Source organism: Hydrogenophaga sp. H7, from assembly GCF_002025745.1.
GTDB classification, from domain to species: Bacteria; Pseudomonadota; Gammaproteobacteria; order Burkholderiales; family Burkholderiaceae_C; genus Hydrogenophaga; species Hydrogenophaga pseudoflava.
Window position 1 is genome coordinate 281801 of record NZ_MCIC01000012.1, and the last position, 14666, is coordinate 296466.

General features: G+C 68.1%; 13 protein-coding genes and 3 tRNA genes. 8 read left to right on the plus strand and 8 right to left on the minus strand.

Translation table 11 applies throughout. The features are described 5' to 3' along the window. Positions 1-32: 32 nt before the first annotated feature. The 5 genes from BC358_RS07850 to BC358_RS07870 all read left to right on the plus strand — a co-directional run bounded on the left by BC358_RS07850 (position 33) and on the right by BC358_RS07870 (position 5272). Positions 33-722 carry a protein-L-isoaspartate O-methyltransferase gene (locus BC358_RS07850; RefSeq protein WP_079365384.1) on the plus strand — a complete coding sequence of 230 codons (690 nt, stop codon included), beginning with the start codon at positions 33-35 and terminating at the stop codon, positions 720-722. Positions 723-733: 11 nt separating this feature from the next. Further along, positions 734-1081 carry a rhodanese-like domain-containing protein gene (locus BC358_RS07855; RefSeq protein ID WP_079365385.1) on the plus strand — a complete coding sequence of 116 codons (348 nt, stop codon included), beginning with the start codon at positions 734-736 and terminating at the stop codon, positions 1079-1081. Positions 1082-1113: 32 nt separating this feature from the next. Continuing rightward, on the plus strand, positions 1114-2457 hold the full coding sequence (locus BC358_RS07860) for a TolC family outer membrane protein (protein ID WP_079365386.1): 1344 nt from the start codon (positions 1114-1116) through the stop codon (positions 2455-2457). 80 nt (positions 2458-2537) lie between these two features. Beyond that, the gene (locus tag BC358_RS07865; RefSeq protein WP_066158037.1) at positions 2538-3278 is read left to right on the plus strand and encodes a glycosyltransferase; all 741 of its coding nucleotides are present in this window, start codon (positions 2538-2540) and stop codon (positions 3276-3278) included. Then, complete coding sequence (locus BC358_RS07870; protein WP_079365387.1) at positions 3269-5272, plus strand: 3-deoxy-D-manno-octulosonic acid kinase; 2004 nt, start codon at positions 3269-3271, stop codon at positions 5270-5272. Before BC358_RS07865 ends, BC358_RS07870 begins: the two co-directional genes overlap by 10 nt. On the opposite strand, the gene BC358_RS07875 is transcribed toward BC358_RS07870, so the two are convergent. Genes BC358_RS07875 through BC358_RS07890 form a run of 4 tightly spaced genes read right to left on the minus strand, consistent with a single transcriptional unit; the run spans position 5254 to position 9636 of the window. Next, positions 5254-6504: an O-antigen ligase gene (locus tag BC358_RS07875; RefSeq protein ID WP_066158031.1), complete on the minus strand. Its 1251-nt coding sequence runs from the start codon at positions 6502-6504 to the stop codon at positions 5254-5256. The two genes, BC358_RS07870 and BC358_RS07875, sit on opposite strands and share 19 nt — an antisense overlap. A gap of 49 nt (positions 6505-6553) precedes the next feature. Continuing rightward, the gene (locus BC358_RS07880) at positions 6554-7348 is read right to left on the minus strand and encodes a glycosyltransferase family 2 protein (RefSeq protein WP_066158028.1); all 795 of its coding nucleotides are present in this window, start codon (positions 7346-7348) and stop codon (positions 6554-6556) included. Further along, a complete protein-coding gene (locus BC358_RS07885; protein ID WP_256861445.1) occupies positions 7341-8264 on the minus strand; it encodes a glycosyltransferase family 2 protein in 924 nt (307 codons plus the stop codon). Before BC358_RS07885 ends, BC358_RS07880 begins: the two co-directional genes overlap by 8 nt. Beyond that, positions 8254-9636, minus strand: coding sequence for a phosphomannomutase/phosphoglucomutase (locus BC358_RS07890; protein ID WP_079365388.1), 1383 nt, complete (start codon positions 9634-9636; stop codon positions 8254-8256). The genes BC358_RS07885 and BC358_RS07890 overlap by 11 nt, the downstream gene beginning before the upstream one ends. A 107-nt stretch (positions 9637-9743) precedes the next feature. On the opposite strand from BC358_RS07890, the gene BC358_RS07895 reads away from it, so the two are divergent. From BC358_RS07895 to BC358_RS07905, 3 genes are all read left to right on the plus strand, one after another. Next, on the plus strand, positions 9744-11297 hold the full coding sequence (locus BC358_RS07895) for a DNA-3-methyladenine glycosylase 2 family protein (RefSeq protein ID WP_079365389.1): 1554 nt from the start codon (positions 9744-9746) through the stop codon (positions 11295-11297). Continuing rightward, positions 11281-11808 carry a methylated-DNA--[protein]-cysteine S-methyltransferase gene (locus BC358_RS07900; RefSeq protein WP_079365390.1) on the plus strand — a complete coding sequence of 176 codons (528 nt, stop codon included), beginning with the start codon at positions 11281-11283 and terminating at the stop codon, positions 11806-11808. Before BC358_RS07895 ends, BC358_RS07900 begins: the two co-directional genes overlap by 17 nt. 61 nt (positions 11809-11869) lie before the next feature. Further along, positions 11870-12775: a DMT family transporter gene (locus BC358_RS07905; RefSeq protein ID WP_079365391.1), complete on the plus strand. Its 906-nt coding sequence runs from the start codon at positions 11870-11872 to the stop codon at positions 12773-12775. A 76-nt stretch (positions 12776-12851) separates the two neighbouring features. Here BC358_RS07905 and BC358_RS07910 read toward each other — a convergent pair. From BC358_RS07910 to gltX, 4 genes are all read right to left on the minus strand, one after another. Then, positions 12852-12928, minus strand: a tRNA-Asp gene (locus tag BC358_RS07910). A 54-nt stretch (positions 12929-12982) separates the two neighbouring features. Then, positions 12983-13058: transfer RNA gene (locus BC358_RS07915), tRNA-Glu, on the minus strand. Positions 13059-13118: 60 nt separating this feature from the next. Continuing rightward, a tRNA-Ala gene (locus BC358_RS07920) sits at positions 13119-13194 on the minus strand. Between the two features lie 85 nt (positions 13195-13279). Further along, positions 13280-14662 carry a glutamate--tRNA ligase gene (gene gltX, locus BC358_RS07925; protein ID WP_066158017.1) on the minus strand — a complete coding sequence of 461 codons (1383 nt, stop codon included), beginning with the start codon at positions 14660-14662 and terminating at the stop codon, positions 13280-13282. Positions 14663-14666 lie beyond the last annotated feature (4 nt).

Below are 14666 nucleotides of genomic sequence, written 5' to 3' on the forward strand. Positions count from 1 at the left end.
GATCGGCTAACATACCCACCGGAGTATCAAAAATGACCTCTTCGACGCCCCTGAGCCTCGACCGTGCCCGCTTCAACATGATCGAACAGCAAGTCCGCCCCTGGGAGGTGCTGGACCCGGCTGTGCTGGAGCTGCTCGACCGCGTCAGGCGCGACCAGTTCGTCTCGCCCGCGCAGAAGGCGCTGGCCTATGTCGACATGGAACTGCCCCTGGGCCACGGCGCCGACCAGGTCATGCTCGCCCCGCGTGTGCAGGCCCGCATGGTGCAGGACCTGGCACTGAAAGCCACCGACAAGGTGCTGGAGATCGGCACCGGCAGCGGGTACACCACCGCGCTGCTGGCCAGCCTGGCCCAGCGCGTGGTCTCGCTGGAAATCGACGACGCCATCGCCAGCGCCGCGCGCAAGAACCTGCAGCAGGCCGGCATCACCAACGCCGAGGTGCGGGTGGCCGACGCCGCAGCCAACGGCTTTGCCGCCTGCGCCGCCGAAGGCCCCTGGGACGCCATCCTGGTGGCCGGCTCGGTCGCCGAGGTGCCGACCGGGCTGCTGGCCCTGCTGGCCAAGGGCGGCCGTCTGATCGCCATCGTCGGCCACGAGCCGGTGATGCGCGCCACCGTCGTCACCCGCGTGGACGACGCCGGCTTCAGCACCCAGCAACCCTGGGACACGATCGCGCCCCGCTTGCGGAACTTTGCCGAGCCCTCGCGCTTCTCTTTCTGAGCCGCGACGCCATGCAAGCCATCCACCCCGCCCAACTCGACGACTGGCTGCAGCACGCCAGCGCACAGAAACCCGGCGCACTGCCGGTGGTGCTGGACGTGCGCGAGCCCTGGGAGCTGCAGACCGCCTCGGTGCGGCCCGCCGGCTTCGAGCTGGTGGCCATGCCGATGCGCAGCGTCCCCGCCCGCTACCTCGAACTCGAACGCGACCGCCCCATCGCCTGCCTGTGCCACCACGGCGCACGCAGCGCCCAGGTGGCGCACTTCCTGATCCAGAACGGCTTCACCGCCGTCGTCAACGTCCACGGCGGCATCGACGCCTGGTCCCAGCAACGCGATCCCGGGGTTCCCACCTACTGACCCCGCCGGCGCCCCGTTCCCAAGGAAACCCCATGACCGCTCCGTCTCTCGCCCCCCACCGTTCCGCCCTGACCCGCCTGTCCTTCGCGGTCGCCCTCGCGCTGGGCGCGGCGGGCGCCCAGGCCCAGAGCCTGGTGGAGCTGTACGAGGCGGCACGGGGCTACGACACCACGCTGCAGTCGGCGCGTGCCCAGTACGACGCCAGTCTCGCCAAGGCCGACCAGGCGAAGGCCGGCCTGCGTCCGCAGGCGGGGCTGGGCGCCGGCGCCAACTGGACCAACAGCCGCAACGACGTCACCGACACCAGCCGCACCAACAACTCGCAGAACGTCACCCTGTCGGCCAGCCAGCCGCTGTACCGCCCGGTCAACCGCTACAACGACGAACAGGGTCAGCTCTCGGTGGAGATTGCCCGTGCCCAGCTGGAGGCCGCCGAGCAGGACCTGATGGTGCGCACCGCCCAGGCCTACTTCGACGTGCTGGCCGCGCAGGACACGCTGACCTTCGTGCAGGCACAGAAAACCGCCGTGGCCGAGCAGCTCGCCGCGGCCAAACGCAATTTCGAGGTCGGCACCTCCACCGTCACCGACTCGCGCGAAGCCCAGGCCCGCTACGACCTGGTGCTGGCCCAGGAGATCGCCGCCAGCAACGACCTGCTGGTCAAGAAGCTCGCCCTCGACCAGCTGGTGGGCCGCAGCGGTGCCAGCCCGAAGCCGCTGGCCGCCCCGGTGAACCTGCCCGCGGTGCAGCCCGCCAGCGCCGAGGCCTGGGTGGAACAGGCGCTGACGCAGCATCCCGCGGTGCGCCAGGCGGACAAGGCCTTCGAGATCGCCGAGGTCGAGGTGCAGAAGGCCCAGGCTGGCCACAAGCCGACACTGGACCTGGTCGGCCAGTACCAGGTGGCGCGCGGCCCCAACTCGAACTTCCCGACCGCCGGCAACGTGCGCACCAACAACGCCAGCGTCGGCCTGCAGTTCAACCTGCCGCTGTACGCCGGCAACGCGATCGAGAACCGGGTCCGTGAAGCGCTCGCGCTGGTCGAGAAGTCGCGCGCCGACCGCGAGACCGCGCTGCGCAACATCTCGCAGGCCATCCGCAGCGCCTACTTCGGCGTGGTCTCGGGCACCAGCCAGGTCAAGGCCCTGGAAGCGGCCGAGGCGTCCAGCCAGAGCGCGCTGGACGCGAACAAGCTGGGCTACCAGGTGGGCGTGCGCATCAACATCGACGTGCTCAACGCCCAGAGCCAGCTGTTCCAGACCAAGCGCGACCTGGCTGTGGCACGCTACAACGTGTTGGTGGGCCAGCTGCGCCTGAAGCAGGCCGGCGGCGTGCTCAAGGCCGACGACCTGCAGCCGGTCAACGCCTTGCTGAAGTGATCCCCCTGCTGGGATAAACTGCCGGGTCGGCCGCTGGGGACATACCGTCCGCGGCGGCAAGACAGAGCCAAAGGTGATTCATGCAAGCGGTCAATGTGCTGTGCATCAAGTGGGGCAAGAAGTACGGCCCCGAGTACGTCAACAAGCTGCACAGCATGGTCCGCCGCCACCTGCACCGGCCGTTCCGTTTTGTCTGCCTGACCGATGACGGCGCCGGCATCGACCCCGCCGTCGAGGTCAAATCCATCCCCATGGTCGGCTTCGAAGAGTTCGACCAGCGCAAGCCCTGGACCTTCGGACACGGCTGGCTCAAGCTGACCTCGTTCGCGAATCCGCTGTACGACCTGCAGGGCCGCACCCTGTTCCTCGACCTGGACATCGTCATCCTCGACAGCCTGGACCCGTTCTTCGAGCAGAAGGGCGAGTTCATCGTGATCAAGGAATGGGACAAGAAGGACGGTACGGGCAACACCTCGTGCTACCTCTACACCATCGGCGCGCACGCCGACGCGCTGGAGCACCTGAAGAACGATTACCCCGCCTCGATCGCGCCGGTGCGCAACGAGCAGGAGTTCATCACGCTGTATCTCGCGCGCCAGGGCAAGCTCAGCTACTGGCCCGAGGAGTGGTGCCGCAGCTTCAAGCGACACTGCCTGCAGCCGGGCATCATGGGCTGGTTCAAGCCGCCCACCATCCCCAAAGGTGCCCGCCTCATCGCCTTCCACGGCAAGCCCAACCCGCCCGACGCCATCGCCGGCGTCAGTGGCAAGTGGTACCGCCGTGTCCTGCCGACCCAGTGGGTCGCCGACCATTGGCGCTGAACAAGGCCAGCCTGGCCCAGCGCGGCTACCGGCTGCTGCTGCGTGGTCTGACGCTGCCCCTGCTGGGCTGGCTGTGGCTGCGCGGCCGCAAGGACGCCGGCTACCGTGAACGGCTGCGCGAGCGACTGGGCTTCATCCGCATCGAGCCCGCGTCCATGGGCGGCCTCTGGATTCACGCCGCGTCCGTGGGCGAGGTGCAGGCGGCGCGCCCGCTGATCGCGGCGTTGCGCGAAACCTGGCCCGACCATGCGATCACGGTCAGCACCCAGTCGCCCACGGGCGCACGCACGCTGCGCTCCCACTGGGGCGACGACATCCGCCACGTCTTCGCGCCCATCGACACACCCGGTGCCACGCGCCGCTTCCTGGACCGGCTGCAACCCTCCCTGCTGGTGCTGATCGAGCGCGAGATCTGGCCGGAGATGCTCTGGCAGTGCCGCCAGCGGCTCACGCCCGTGGCCCTGGTCAATGCCCGGCTGTCGGCCGATTCGGCCCAGTTCTACCAGCGCTGGCGCGCCCTGATGGCGCCCGTCTGGTCGCAGATGGCCGTGGTGGCTGCCGCCGACGCGCCCAGCGTGGAGCACTACGCGGCCCTGGGCGTGCCCGCCGACCGCCTGGTGCTCACCGGCAACCTCAAGTTCGACCAGCGCGACACGCCCGAGAGCCCGGACCGCCTGCCCTGGTTGGCGGGACGGCCCATCGTGGTCGCCGGCAGCACGCACGACGGCGAAGAAGCGGCCCTGCTGCTGGCCTGGCCCGAGCTGGCGCGCCAGCACCCCGGCGCGCTGCTGATCCTCGTGCCGCGTCACCCGGAGCGCTTCGACGAGGTGGCCGAACAGATCACCGCCAGCGGCCTGAGCTTCGTGCGGCGCAGCCGTGGCGAAACGCCGGCGGCTGGCACCGCGGTGCTGCTGGCCGACACCATGGGCGAACTGGGCACCTGGTACCTGCACGCCAGCGTGTGCTTCATCGGTGGCAGCCTGGTGCCCATCGGCGGTCACAACGCGCTGGAGGCCATGGCCTGTGCCCGGCCGGTGCTGTTCGGCCCGCACACCCACCACTTCCAGGAGCTCTACCAGGACGTCGAGGCCTGCGGCGCCGGCGAGCGCGTCGACTCGGCCCGCCTGATGCTGCACACCGCTGCGCAGTGGATGCGCGACAAGGGCCTGCTGCAGCGCAAGGGCCAGCAGGCGCGCGATTTTGTTCTGCGCCAGCAAGGCAGCAGCCAGCGCAGCCTGCAAGCGCTGCGACAGGTCTGGGCACCGATGCGGCCCGAACGCCTGGCACCGGCCCGGGCCTCGACGCCGGCCGGCCAGACCATCTGGTTCGACCCCACCCAGGTTGTCGAGGCTCTGCCGGCCCTGTTCACGCCGCCACACGACGACAGCGCAGCGCTGGCGACGGGCAGCGGCCGTGGCCAGGCCCACCGCGTGGCGCTGGACCACGGCGAGGGCGTGCTGCGCCACTACCGGCGCGGTGGCCTGATGGCCCGGCTCAGCCCCGACCGCTACCTGGGCCGTTCGCCGCTGTCCAGCCGGGCCATGAACGAATTCACCCTGCTGCGCCGCCTGCGCGCCTGGGACCTCCCGGTGCCGGCGCCCGTGGCCGCGCGACAGGTGCGCGGCCTGATCGGCCACACCGCCGACATCGTGGTCGCGATGATCCCGCAGACCCGCAACGTGGCCCAGGCGCTGTCCGAAGGACCGTTACCGGCCACGGACTGGATCGCACTCGGAAGCGCCATCCGCCAGTTGCACGACCGCCAGGTGTTCCACTCCGACCTGAACTGCCACAACCTGTTGCTGGACGCGCAGGGCCGCGCCTGGATCGTGGACTTCGACAAATGCGGCGTGCGACCGGGCGAGGCCTGGAAGCAGGAGAACCTGGAGCGCCTGCGCCGTTCGCTGCGCAAGGAACAGGGCCGGCGCCACCCGTTCCACTGGGACGAAGCCCGCTGGGACGACCTGCTGAAGGGCTACGCCGGCGAGGCCTGAACCGCCGATGATGGCGGGCGACGGCCCGCCGAGGCCATCAGCAGCGCGGTCATCAGGATGAAAAAGTGGCTCTCGGTCGACAGCCACAGCGAGCTGTGGGTCATGTTCGAGGTCAGCATGATGCTCACGAAGGCCAGCATCAGCGCCCGGTGTGTCGAACGGTAGCGCAACCCCTGCCGCACGATGGTGCCCATGAACCAGAGGATCAGCACGAAGCCGGGCAGCCCCTGCTCGAAATAGAACAGGATGAACTGGTTGTGCGGGTGCGGACAGATGGCGTCGCAGAACTTCGGGTCCTTGAAGTATGAACGCGCCAGCACCGGATAGGACGCCGTTCCGGCGCCCATCAGCTTGGCGTTGTCAAAGTCGGTCTGCCGGACCATGAAGCGCCAGACCTCGATGCGCGCGCCGATCGAGGTCACGGTCCCCGCACTGTGGTTCTGCGCCTCCTGCCAGGCCAGGTTGGTGCGGTGCTGGAACTGCGGCGAGAGCGTGTAGGCCGACATCAGGGCCAGCGCGCCGGCCAGCACCACGCCCAGCAGCATCTGCGGGCGGCGCCAGAGCATCGCCAGCGAGAACACGACAGTGGCCAGCAACAGGCTGAGGTAACCGGTGCGGCCCTGCGTCAGCACCAGGATGCTCACTGCGGCCAGCCCGGCCACCAGCCAGCACAGGACCTTCTTCCAGTTCGATGTGGCCTTGATCGCCCAGTGCGCGCACAGGACGGTGAACAGCGACATCATGATGCCCTGCGAGATGTGGTCCTTGAACACGGTGTGGTCGGCACCGAAGCCCTGGTTGTAGGTGCGCGACCAGGGCAGCTGGAACCACACGTTCAGCCAGGTGGACACCAGCGTGAACAGCAGAGCCAGACCGAACGCCGTCCAGCAGTGGGCCCGGTCTTCGCGGCGCGCCAGCAGGAAGATGAACACCGGCAGCAGCAGGAACTTCACGTATTTCTTGTAGTAGCCCCCGATCTCCGCCCAGCTGGCGGGCGACCAGAACGAGGCCAGGACGATCAGCAGCACCAGCGCCAGCGCCGGACGCACCACCGGGTTGGCCCAGGAACTGCGCAGGAACTCGCGCAAGTCGGTGCCGTCGAGGCTCAGCGCCCACAGCAGGACGACGATCAGCATCAGGCTGTTGGCCAGCGCCACCGACATCGGAAAGGCGCCGAACAGCAGCGCCAGGCTGTAGATGGCGGCCCTGCGGGCAAACGTTCGGAAACTCATTGCAGACTTGTCGTGGGAAGAAGTGCCGGTTCAGGAGGTCGGCAGCGGCTCAGCGCTTGACCATGGTGTCGCCGGGCACAGGCCGGTCGTAGCGGATGATGGCGTAGCGGAAGAAGCACTCCAGTGCCACCAGCAGGCAGAACAGGAAGCCTTCCGCGCCACACAGGAATCCGCGCCGGAAGATGTACAGACGGATGAAGTTGCTGGTGGCCGAGGCCAGGCCGCGCAGCACGCCACCGCGGCGCCCGGCCTGCACGCGGCGCACCGCGCCGAGCTGGGCGTACTGCGCCATCTTGAGCAGGCCGCCATAGACCGACTCGCGCGAGTGGTGCAGCAGGCGGGTGCGGAAGGTCCTGACCGGCGTGGCCGGGTCGCGCAGCACCGCGTGTTCGTGCACAACGCCCTCGTAGCGCAGCAGCTGGTCGGTGCGGAACAGGCGCCACACGCCACCTTCGGTCTTGGCCATGCGGTGCAGGGTGCGGCCGAAAGCCACCTGGTCCCAGTAGATCTTCCACACCGCGTTCTCACCGGAGGCCACCGCAGCCCTGATCTCGTCCTGCAGGCCCTGCGGAATCACCTCGTCGGCGTCCAGGAAGAAGATCCAGTCCGCCTTCACATGGGTCATGAGCCGGTTGCGCTGCTCGGCGAAACCGCGCCAGTCCGGATACAGGTGCACCTGGGCCCCCATCTCCTGGGCGATCTCACGCGTGCGGTCCTCGCTGCCGCTGTCAATCACCACCACCTGGTCGGCGAACGACGCACTCTGGATGCAGCGCGCGATGCGGTGCGCTTCGTTGAGCGTGAGGATGCCGATGCACAGCGTCGGTTTGCGATGTTCAGCCACGGGCCCTCCAGCCGATGAGCCCGCGCCAGCGGCCGAACATGCGGGCCAGCAGCTTGGGCGAAAACACGATGGCCCGCAGGGGCAGTCCCAGGGTGGTGGTCACCAGCAGCCATCGGCGCAGGCGCTGCGCCTCCTCGCGCGAGCGGTACTTGGTGGCGAACTGCAGCTTGGACTGCGCGTGGTGGAAGCCCCGTGCGTACTCGTGGCGCCAGGGCGACGCGCCGCGCACCGAGCCGCGCGAATGGTGGATGGCCTGCACCGCGGGCACGACGACGATGTTCTGTTTCGCGTTGAACAGGCGCAGGCACAGGTCGTCGTCCTCGTAGTAGAGGAAGAACTGCTCGTCGAAAAACCCGACCTCGCGGAACGAGGCCATGCGCAGCAGCATCGCCGCGCCACAGACGAAGCCCACGCAGGTGGGGCCGGAAGCGCCCGGACCGCGCGGTGCCCACCAGGTCTGGGGAAAGCGGTAGTTGATCTCGGGCTTGCCGGAGGCGCTGACCAGCTGCGGCGCCAGCACGGCGGCCTGGGGCATCGCGGCCGCGGTTGCGAGCAGGGCTTCCAGGCCCGGGCCGTCGATCTCGCAGTCCGGGTTGAGCAGGAAGGCGAACGGGGTCTGCACCCGGGCCAGCGCGCGGTTGTTGGCCGCCCCAAACCCCAGGTTGCGACCATGGTCCAGCACGATCGCATGCGGCCAGAGCCGGCGCGCCGAGGCGGCCGTGCCATCGGCGCTGCCGTTGTCCGACACGATGACGTTCGGACAGTGCGACAGCAGCGTGTTCAGGGCCGGCAGGCAGTGCGCGCTCTCGCGCGTGACCACGATGATGGTGACCGCCGCCAGGGCATCACCGCTCAGGCGCGCTGGATCCAGGGGCACGTCGTGGCTGCTCGGCACCAGGGTATCCTCAGTGCGCACTCGCGCCCACCACCGCGTCGGGCTTGGCCTGGCGCAGCAGATCCAGCATGGTGTGTTCGATGCGGTGCAGGGCCTCGGCCGAATGGCCCTCGAAGCGCAGCACCAGCACGGGCGTTGTGTTGGAGGCACGGATCAGGCCAAAACCGTCGGGCCAGTCGACCCGCAGGCCGTCGATGGTCGAGACCTTGGCCGGCACCTCGAAGCGCGCCAGGGTCAGCAACTGTTCCACCACCGCGTGGGGTTCGCCTTCCGCGCAGGCCACGTTGAGCTCCGGCGTGCTGTGCGAGGTGGGCAGCGCGTTGAGCACCGCGTTGGCGTCGGGGCTTCGGCTGAGGATCTCCAGCAGGCGCGCACCGGCGTAGCTGCCGTCGTCGAAGCCGAACCAGCGCTCCTTGAAGAAAATGTGGCCGCTCATCTCGCCGCCCAGCGGGCTGTCCAGCTCCTTCATGCGCGCCTTGATCAGCGAGTGGCCGGTCTTGTAGATGTTGGCCACACCGCCGGCCGCCTCGATGGCCGGCGCCAGGCGCTGCGAGCACTTGACGTCAAAGATGATCTGGCCGCCCGGCACGCGCGACAGCACGTCCTGAGAGAACAGGATCATCTGGCGGTCGGGGAAGATGTTCTGACCGTCCTTGGTCACGATGCCCAGGCGGTCGCCATCGCCATCAAACGCCATGCCCAGCTCGGCATCGGTCTCGCGCAGCACGCGGATCACGTCCTGCAGGTTCTCAGGCTTGCTCGGGTCCGGGTGGTGGTTCGGAAACTCGCCATCGACCTCGCTGAACAGCTCGATCACCTCGCAGCCCAGCGCGCGGAACAACGCCGGGGCCGAGGCGCCAGCGACGCCGTTGCCGCAGTCGACCACGACCTTCATCGGGCGCGAGAGCTTCACGTCGCCGACGATGCGGTCGGTATAGGGTTTCAGCACATTGACATGCCGCACCCGACCGCCGTCCTGGCGCACATGGGTTTCGGTCTCCATCATCCGGCGCAGGGCCTGGATGTCCTCGCCATAGATCGCCCGGCCACCCATGACCATCTTGAAGCCGTTGTAGTCTTTGGGATTGTGGCTGCCGGTGACCTGGATGCCGCTGCTGCACAGCGTGCTGGCCGCGAAGTACAGCATGGGGGTGGTCGCCATGCCGATGTCGATCACGTCGATGCCTGCGGCCACCAGGCCCCGGATCAGCGCCGCCGACAGGCCGGGGCCGCTGAGCCGCCCGTCGCGGCCCACGGCCACCGAGCGCTCGCCCTGCTGCAGGGCCACCGTGCCGAAGGCAAGCCCCAAAGCTTCCGCCACCGTCTCGTTGAGGGCGCCGGCAACGATGCCCCGGATGTCGTAGGCCTTGAAGATGGAGGCGGTCACTTGCATGGTCGTCGCTCGGGGGAACAAACCCGCGATTGTAGGTGGCCGGGCCATGCCTCCCGGCCCGGGACATGTCCGGAAATGGCCAGTCTCAACTCGGAATAACACCTACCATGCCAGCCATGAACCGCCCTGCCCCGCTCGACGCCGACGCCCTCTACCGGGCGCTGGGCGCGCGCGACGCCCGTTTTGACGGGCGCTTCTTCACCGGCGTCACCTCCACCGGCATCTACTGCCGCCCGATCTGCCGGGTCCGCACACCCAAGCGAGACAACTGCCAGTTCTTTGAACACGCCGCCCAGGCCGAACAGGCCGGCTTCCGCCCCTGCCTGCGCTGCCGGCCGGAGCTGGCGCCGCGCGACCGCCACTGGTCGACCGAGGACGCCGGGGACATCCTGATCCGCCAGGCCACCGCCCTGCTCGACACGCCGGAGACCTGGAACACAGGCGCGAATGAACCACCGCTGGAGCAGCTGGCGGCTCGACTGGGGGTGAGCGGACGTCACATCCGCCGGCTGTTCGAAAGCCGACTGGGCGTCTCGCCCCTGCAGTACCTGCAGACGCGGCGCCTGCTCGCCGCCAAACAGATGCTGGCCGACACCGACCTGCCGGTGGCCCAGGTGGCCCTTGCCGCGGGGTTCAGCAGCCTGCGCCGCTTCAACGACGCGTTCGTGGGCCGCTACGGCCTCAATCCGACCCAGTTGCGGCGCAGCCGGTCCACCGACTCGCCCAACGCCCCGCGGGCGCCGGCCGAGGTGCGGCTCTCCTGGCGGCCGCCCTACAGGGTGCAGGACGTGCTGCGCTTCTTCGCCGACCGTGCCCTGCCGGGACTCGAGGCCGTCGACACGGTGCAAGAGACCCTGGTGCGAACGCTGCGCCTCTCGGTGCGCGGCACGGTTGCGTGCGGCTGGATGCTCATCCGATTCCTTCCGGACGAGCACCGCATCGGTCTGCGGGTCAGCGAGGGCCTGCTGCCGGCACTGCCCGCGGTCATCGACCGAGTGCGCGCGGCCCTGGACCTGGACGCCGACCCGCTGGCCATCGACAGCGTGCTGCACCCTGATTTCCCCCACAGCGACGGCATGCGCGTGCCCGGCACCTTCGACGGCTTCGAGCTGGCGGTGCGGGCCGTGCTGGGCCAGCAGGTGACGGTGGCGGCGGCCCGCACCGTGTGTGGCCGCTTGCTGGAACGGCTGGGCACCCCGCTGGCCGACGGTCCACCGGGTCTGCAACGCCTGTTCCCCACGCCCGAGACGCTCGCCGATGTCGACGGGCAGGTGCTGGGCGAGATCGGGATCGTGCGCCAGCGCCAGCAAGCGATCTGCGCGCTGGCGCGCGCAGTGGCGGACGGCCACCTGGTGCTCGACGGTCGTGCCGACCCGGCATCGACCCTGAAGAGCCTCGAGACCCTGCCCGGCATCGGCCCCTGGACGGCCCAGTACATCGCGATGCGGGCCCTGCGCTGGCCCGACGCCTGGCCCAGCGGCGACGCCGTGCTCCTGCAGGCGCTGGGTCTGCGGGGCCTGCCCGCCGCCGCGGCACGCCGGGAAGCCGATCGCATAGCCCGGCGCTGGCAGCCCTGGCGCAGCTACGCCGTGATACGCGCCTGGGCCACACCCCCATGTTTCCACCCTCCTGAGGATATCCCTGATGAACACCGCCCCTGACCGCCGTGTCCAGACCATCGTGGGCAGCCCGCTGGGCGATCTGCGTCTGGTAGCCAGCACCAACGGACTGGCCGGCCTCTGGTTCGTGCAGCGGCAACGCCACGAGCCACCCGCGGAGCGCCTGGCTGCCTGGCCCACCGTGGCGTCGCACCCGGTTTTCGAAGCGGCTTCGCGGCAACTGGACGAGTACTTTCACGGGCGCCGCCAGCACTTCGACCTGCCACTGGATCTGGGGCAAGGCACACCGTTCCAGCGCGCCGTCTGGCAGGCCCTTCTGGAGATTCCGGCCGGCGCCACCACGAGTTACGGCGCTCTGGCCTCCGGCCTGGGCAAGCCCCAGGCGGTGCGCGCGGTGGGCGCTGCTGTCGGTCGCAATCCACTGAGCATCGTGGTGCCCTGCCACCGGGTGGTTGGCGGCAACGGTTCACTGACGGGGTACGCCGGCGGTCTGGACCGCAAGCAGGCTCTGCTGCAGCTCGAGGGCGCATTGATCGACAAACCGCATCAATGACCAGAGCGAACATCATCAACGCTTCAGCCCGCCGCACGGCCTTTGCCTGCACACTGAATCCATGTCGCCCACACTCGCTCTCGAATTTTTCCTGCTCGCCGCCCTCTGGGGCTCGTCTTTTCTCTTCATGCGACTGGGGGCGGCAGAGTTCGGCGCCCTGCCCACGGCAGGCATGCGGGTGGCGCTGGCGGCGCTGTTCCTGCTGCCGGTGTTTCTGCTCAAAGGCGTCTGGGCCGACTTCCGCCAGCGCGCCCGGCTCATCCTCTTTGTGGGCCTGCTCAACTCGGGCATCCCGTTCGCCCTGTTCGCGTATGCGGTCCTGCACATCAGCACCGGCCTGACCTCGATCCTGAACGCCACGGTGCCGCTGACGGGGGCCCTGGTGGCCTGGGCATGGCTCAAGGACCGGCCCGATGCCTGGCGCGCCACCGGCCTGGCCATCGGCTTCGTGGGAGTCTGCCTGCTGGTGATCGGCAAGTCCGGTTTCAGCCTGGCACCGGGAGCCGCCTCCGCTGGACAAGCCCTGCTGGCCATGCTGGCCTGTCTCGTCGCCACGTTCTGCTACGGGCTGGCGGCCAGCTTCACCAAACGCCACCTCACCGGCGTCCACCCGCTGGCCACCGCTTCGGGTAGCCAGATCGGCGCTGCCCTGGGGCTGGCTCTGCCCACGCTGTGGCTGTGGCCTGACCAGCCAGTCAGCACCGGCGCCTGGGGCGCGCTGGTCGCCGTGGCCCTGCTGTGCACCTCGCTCGCTTACGTCCTGTTCTTTCGCATCATTGCCCAGGCAGGCCCCAGCAAGGCGCTCACCGTGACCTTCCTGGTACCCGTGTTCGCGCTGATCTACGGGCGCCTCTTTCTCGACGAAGCCATCACCCCGTGGATGATCGGCTGCGGCCTCGTCATCATGGCGGGCACGGCCCTGTCGACGGGCCTGGTGAGGCGACGCCCACAGGTCGGCAGCGCATAAAAGCAGACACGCCGGCGTGCGTGTTGCGGAAATGAAAAAGCCGTTCAGACCAGAGATCTGAACGGCTTATCAAAACTGGCGGAGTGGACGGGGCTCGAACCCGCGACCCCCGGCGTGACAGGCCGGTATTCTAACCAACTGAACTACCACTCCGCAGTGGTGCAGCTTCTGCCTTCTGCTCTCGCATCAGGCCAAGTGCCACAAACTTGGCGACCCTACGGGGATTCGAACCCCGGTACTCACCGTGAAAGGGTGATGTCCTAGGCCTCTAGACGATAGGGTCAAAACCTAAGAACCGAACTGTGCATTGTAGCAAAACCACGCTGCCCAATTCTTCAATTTTTGGTGGAGGTAAGCGGGATCGAACCGCTGACCTCTTGCATGCCATGCAAGCGCTCTCCCAGCTGAGCTATACCCCCACGAAATCTATTTTTGGGATGCCGACCCTGCTTTGTTGCGAGCAACTCAGTGTGAATCAGCAAGACTCAAATTATAGACCATTTTTCAGGCTTTCTGCAACCTCGTCAAAACTGTTTGTCGATTTTGCAGTTCCAGCACCGCATCAAGCGACGGTGTCTGTGCTGTGCCCATCACGAGCACGCGCACCGGCATGGCCAGTTGCGGCATCTTCAGACCATGCGCCGTGATGGTCTCCTTGATCGCTGCTGAAAGGCTGGCCTTGTCCCAGGCACAGTCGACCAGTTTGCTGGCCAGGGTCTGCAACGCGGGACGGACGACGTCGGTGATGTGTTGCGTGCGCTCGGCGTCCGACGGTGTCACGTCGGTGTAGAAGGCCGCTGCCCAGTCGGCCAGCGCCACCGTGGTGTCGCAGCGGTCCTTGAAAAGACCACAGATGCGCGGCAGGCGCTCGTCGGCGGCGATGCCGCGTTTGGCCAGCTGCTCAGCCACGAGCACCGACAGTGCAGCGTCGTCCATGGCCTTGAGGTGCTGCGCGTTCACCCAGCGCAGCTTGGCTTCGTCGAAGCGGCCGGCGCTGCTGCCCAGGTGGTCGAGGTTGAACCACTGCAGGAATTGCTCGCGGCTGAAAATCTCGTCGTCACCGTGGCTCCAGCCCAGGCGGGCGAGGTAGTTCACCATCGCGTCGGGCAGATAGCCTTCGTCGCGGTACTGCGTCACCGGCTTGGCACCGTTGCGCTTGCTCATCTTCTCGCCCTGCTCGTTGAGCACGGTGGGCAGATGGGCGTAGACCGGCGGCTCCTTGCCCAGGGCACGGAAGATGTTGATCTGGCGCGGCGTGTTGTTGACATGGTCGTCGCCACGGATCACGTGCGTGATGGCCATGTCGATGTCGTCCACCACCACGCAGAAGTTGTAGGTGGGCGTGCCATCGGGGCGCGCGATCACCAGATCATCGAGTTCGTCGTTGCTGAACTCGACACGGCCTTTGACCTTGTCTTCCCAGACCACCGAACCGCCCTGCGGGTTCCTGAAGCGCAGCACAGGCTTCACACCTTCCGGGATGGGCGGCAGGGTCTTGCCAGGCTCCGGGCGCCAGGTGCCGTCGTAGCGCGGCTTCTCCTTGTTGGCCATCTGGCGCTCGCGCAGCGCATCCAGCTCTGCCACGCTCATGTAGCAGGGGTAGACAAGCCCTTTTTCAACCATCTCGGCCAGCACCGCCTTGTAGCGGTCCATGCGCTGCATCTGGTAGAACGGCCCTTCGTCGTGGTCCAGGCCCAGCCACTTCATGCCTTCGATGATCACGTCCACCGCGGCCTGGCTAGAGCGCTCCAGATCGGTGTCTTCGATGCGCAGGATGAAGGTGCCGCCGGTGGCGCGGGCAAAGGCCCACGGGTACAGCGCCGAGCGGATGTTGCCCAGGTGGATGAAGCCGGTGGGCGATGGTGCGAAGCGGGTGCGAACGGTCATGTGA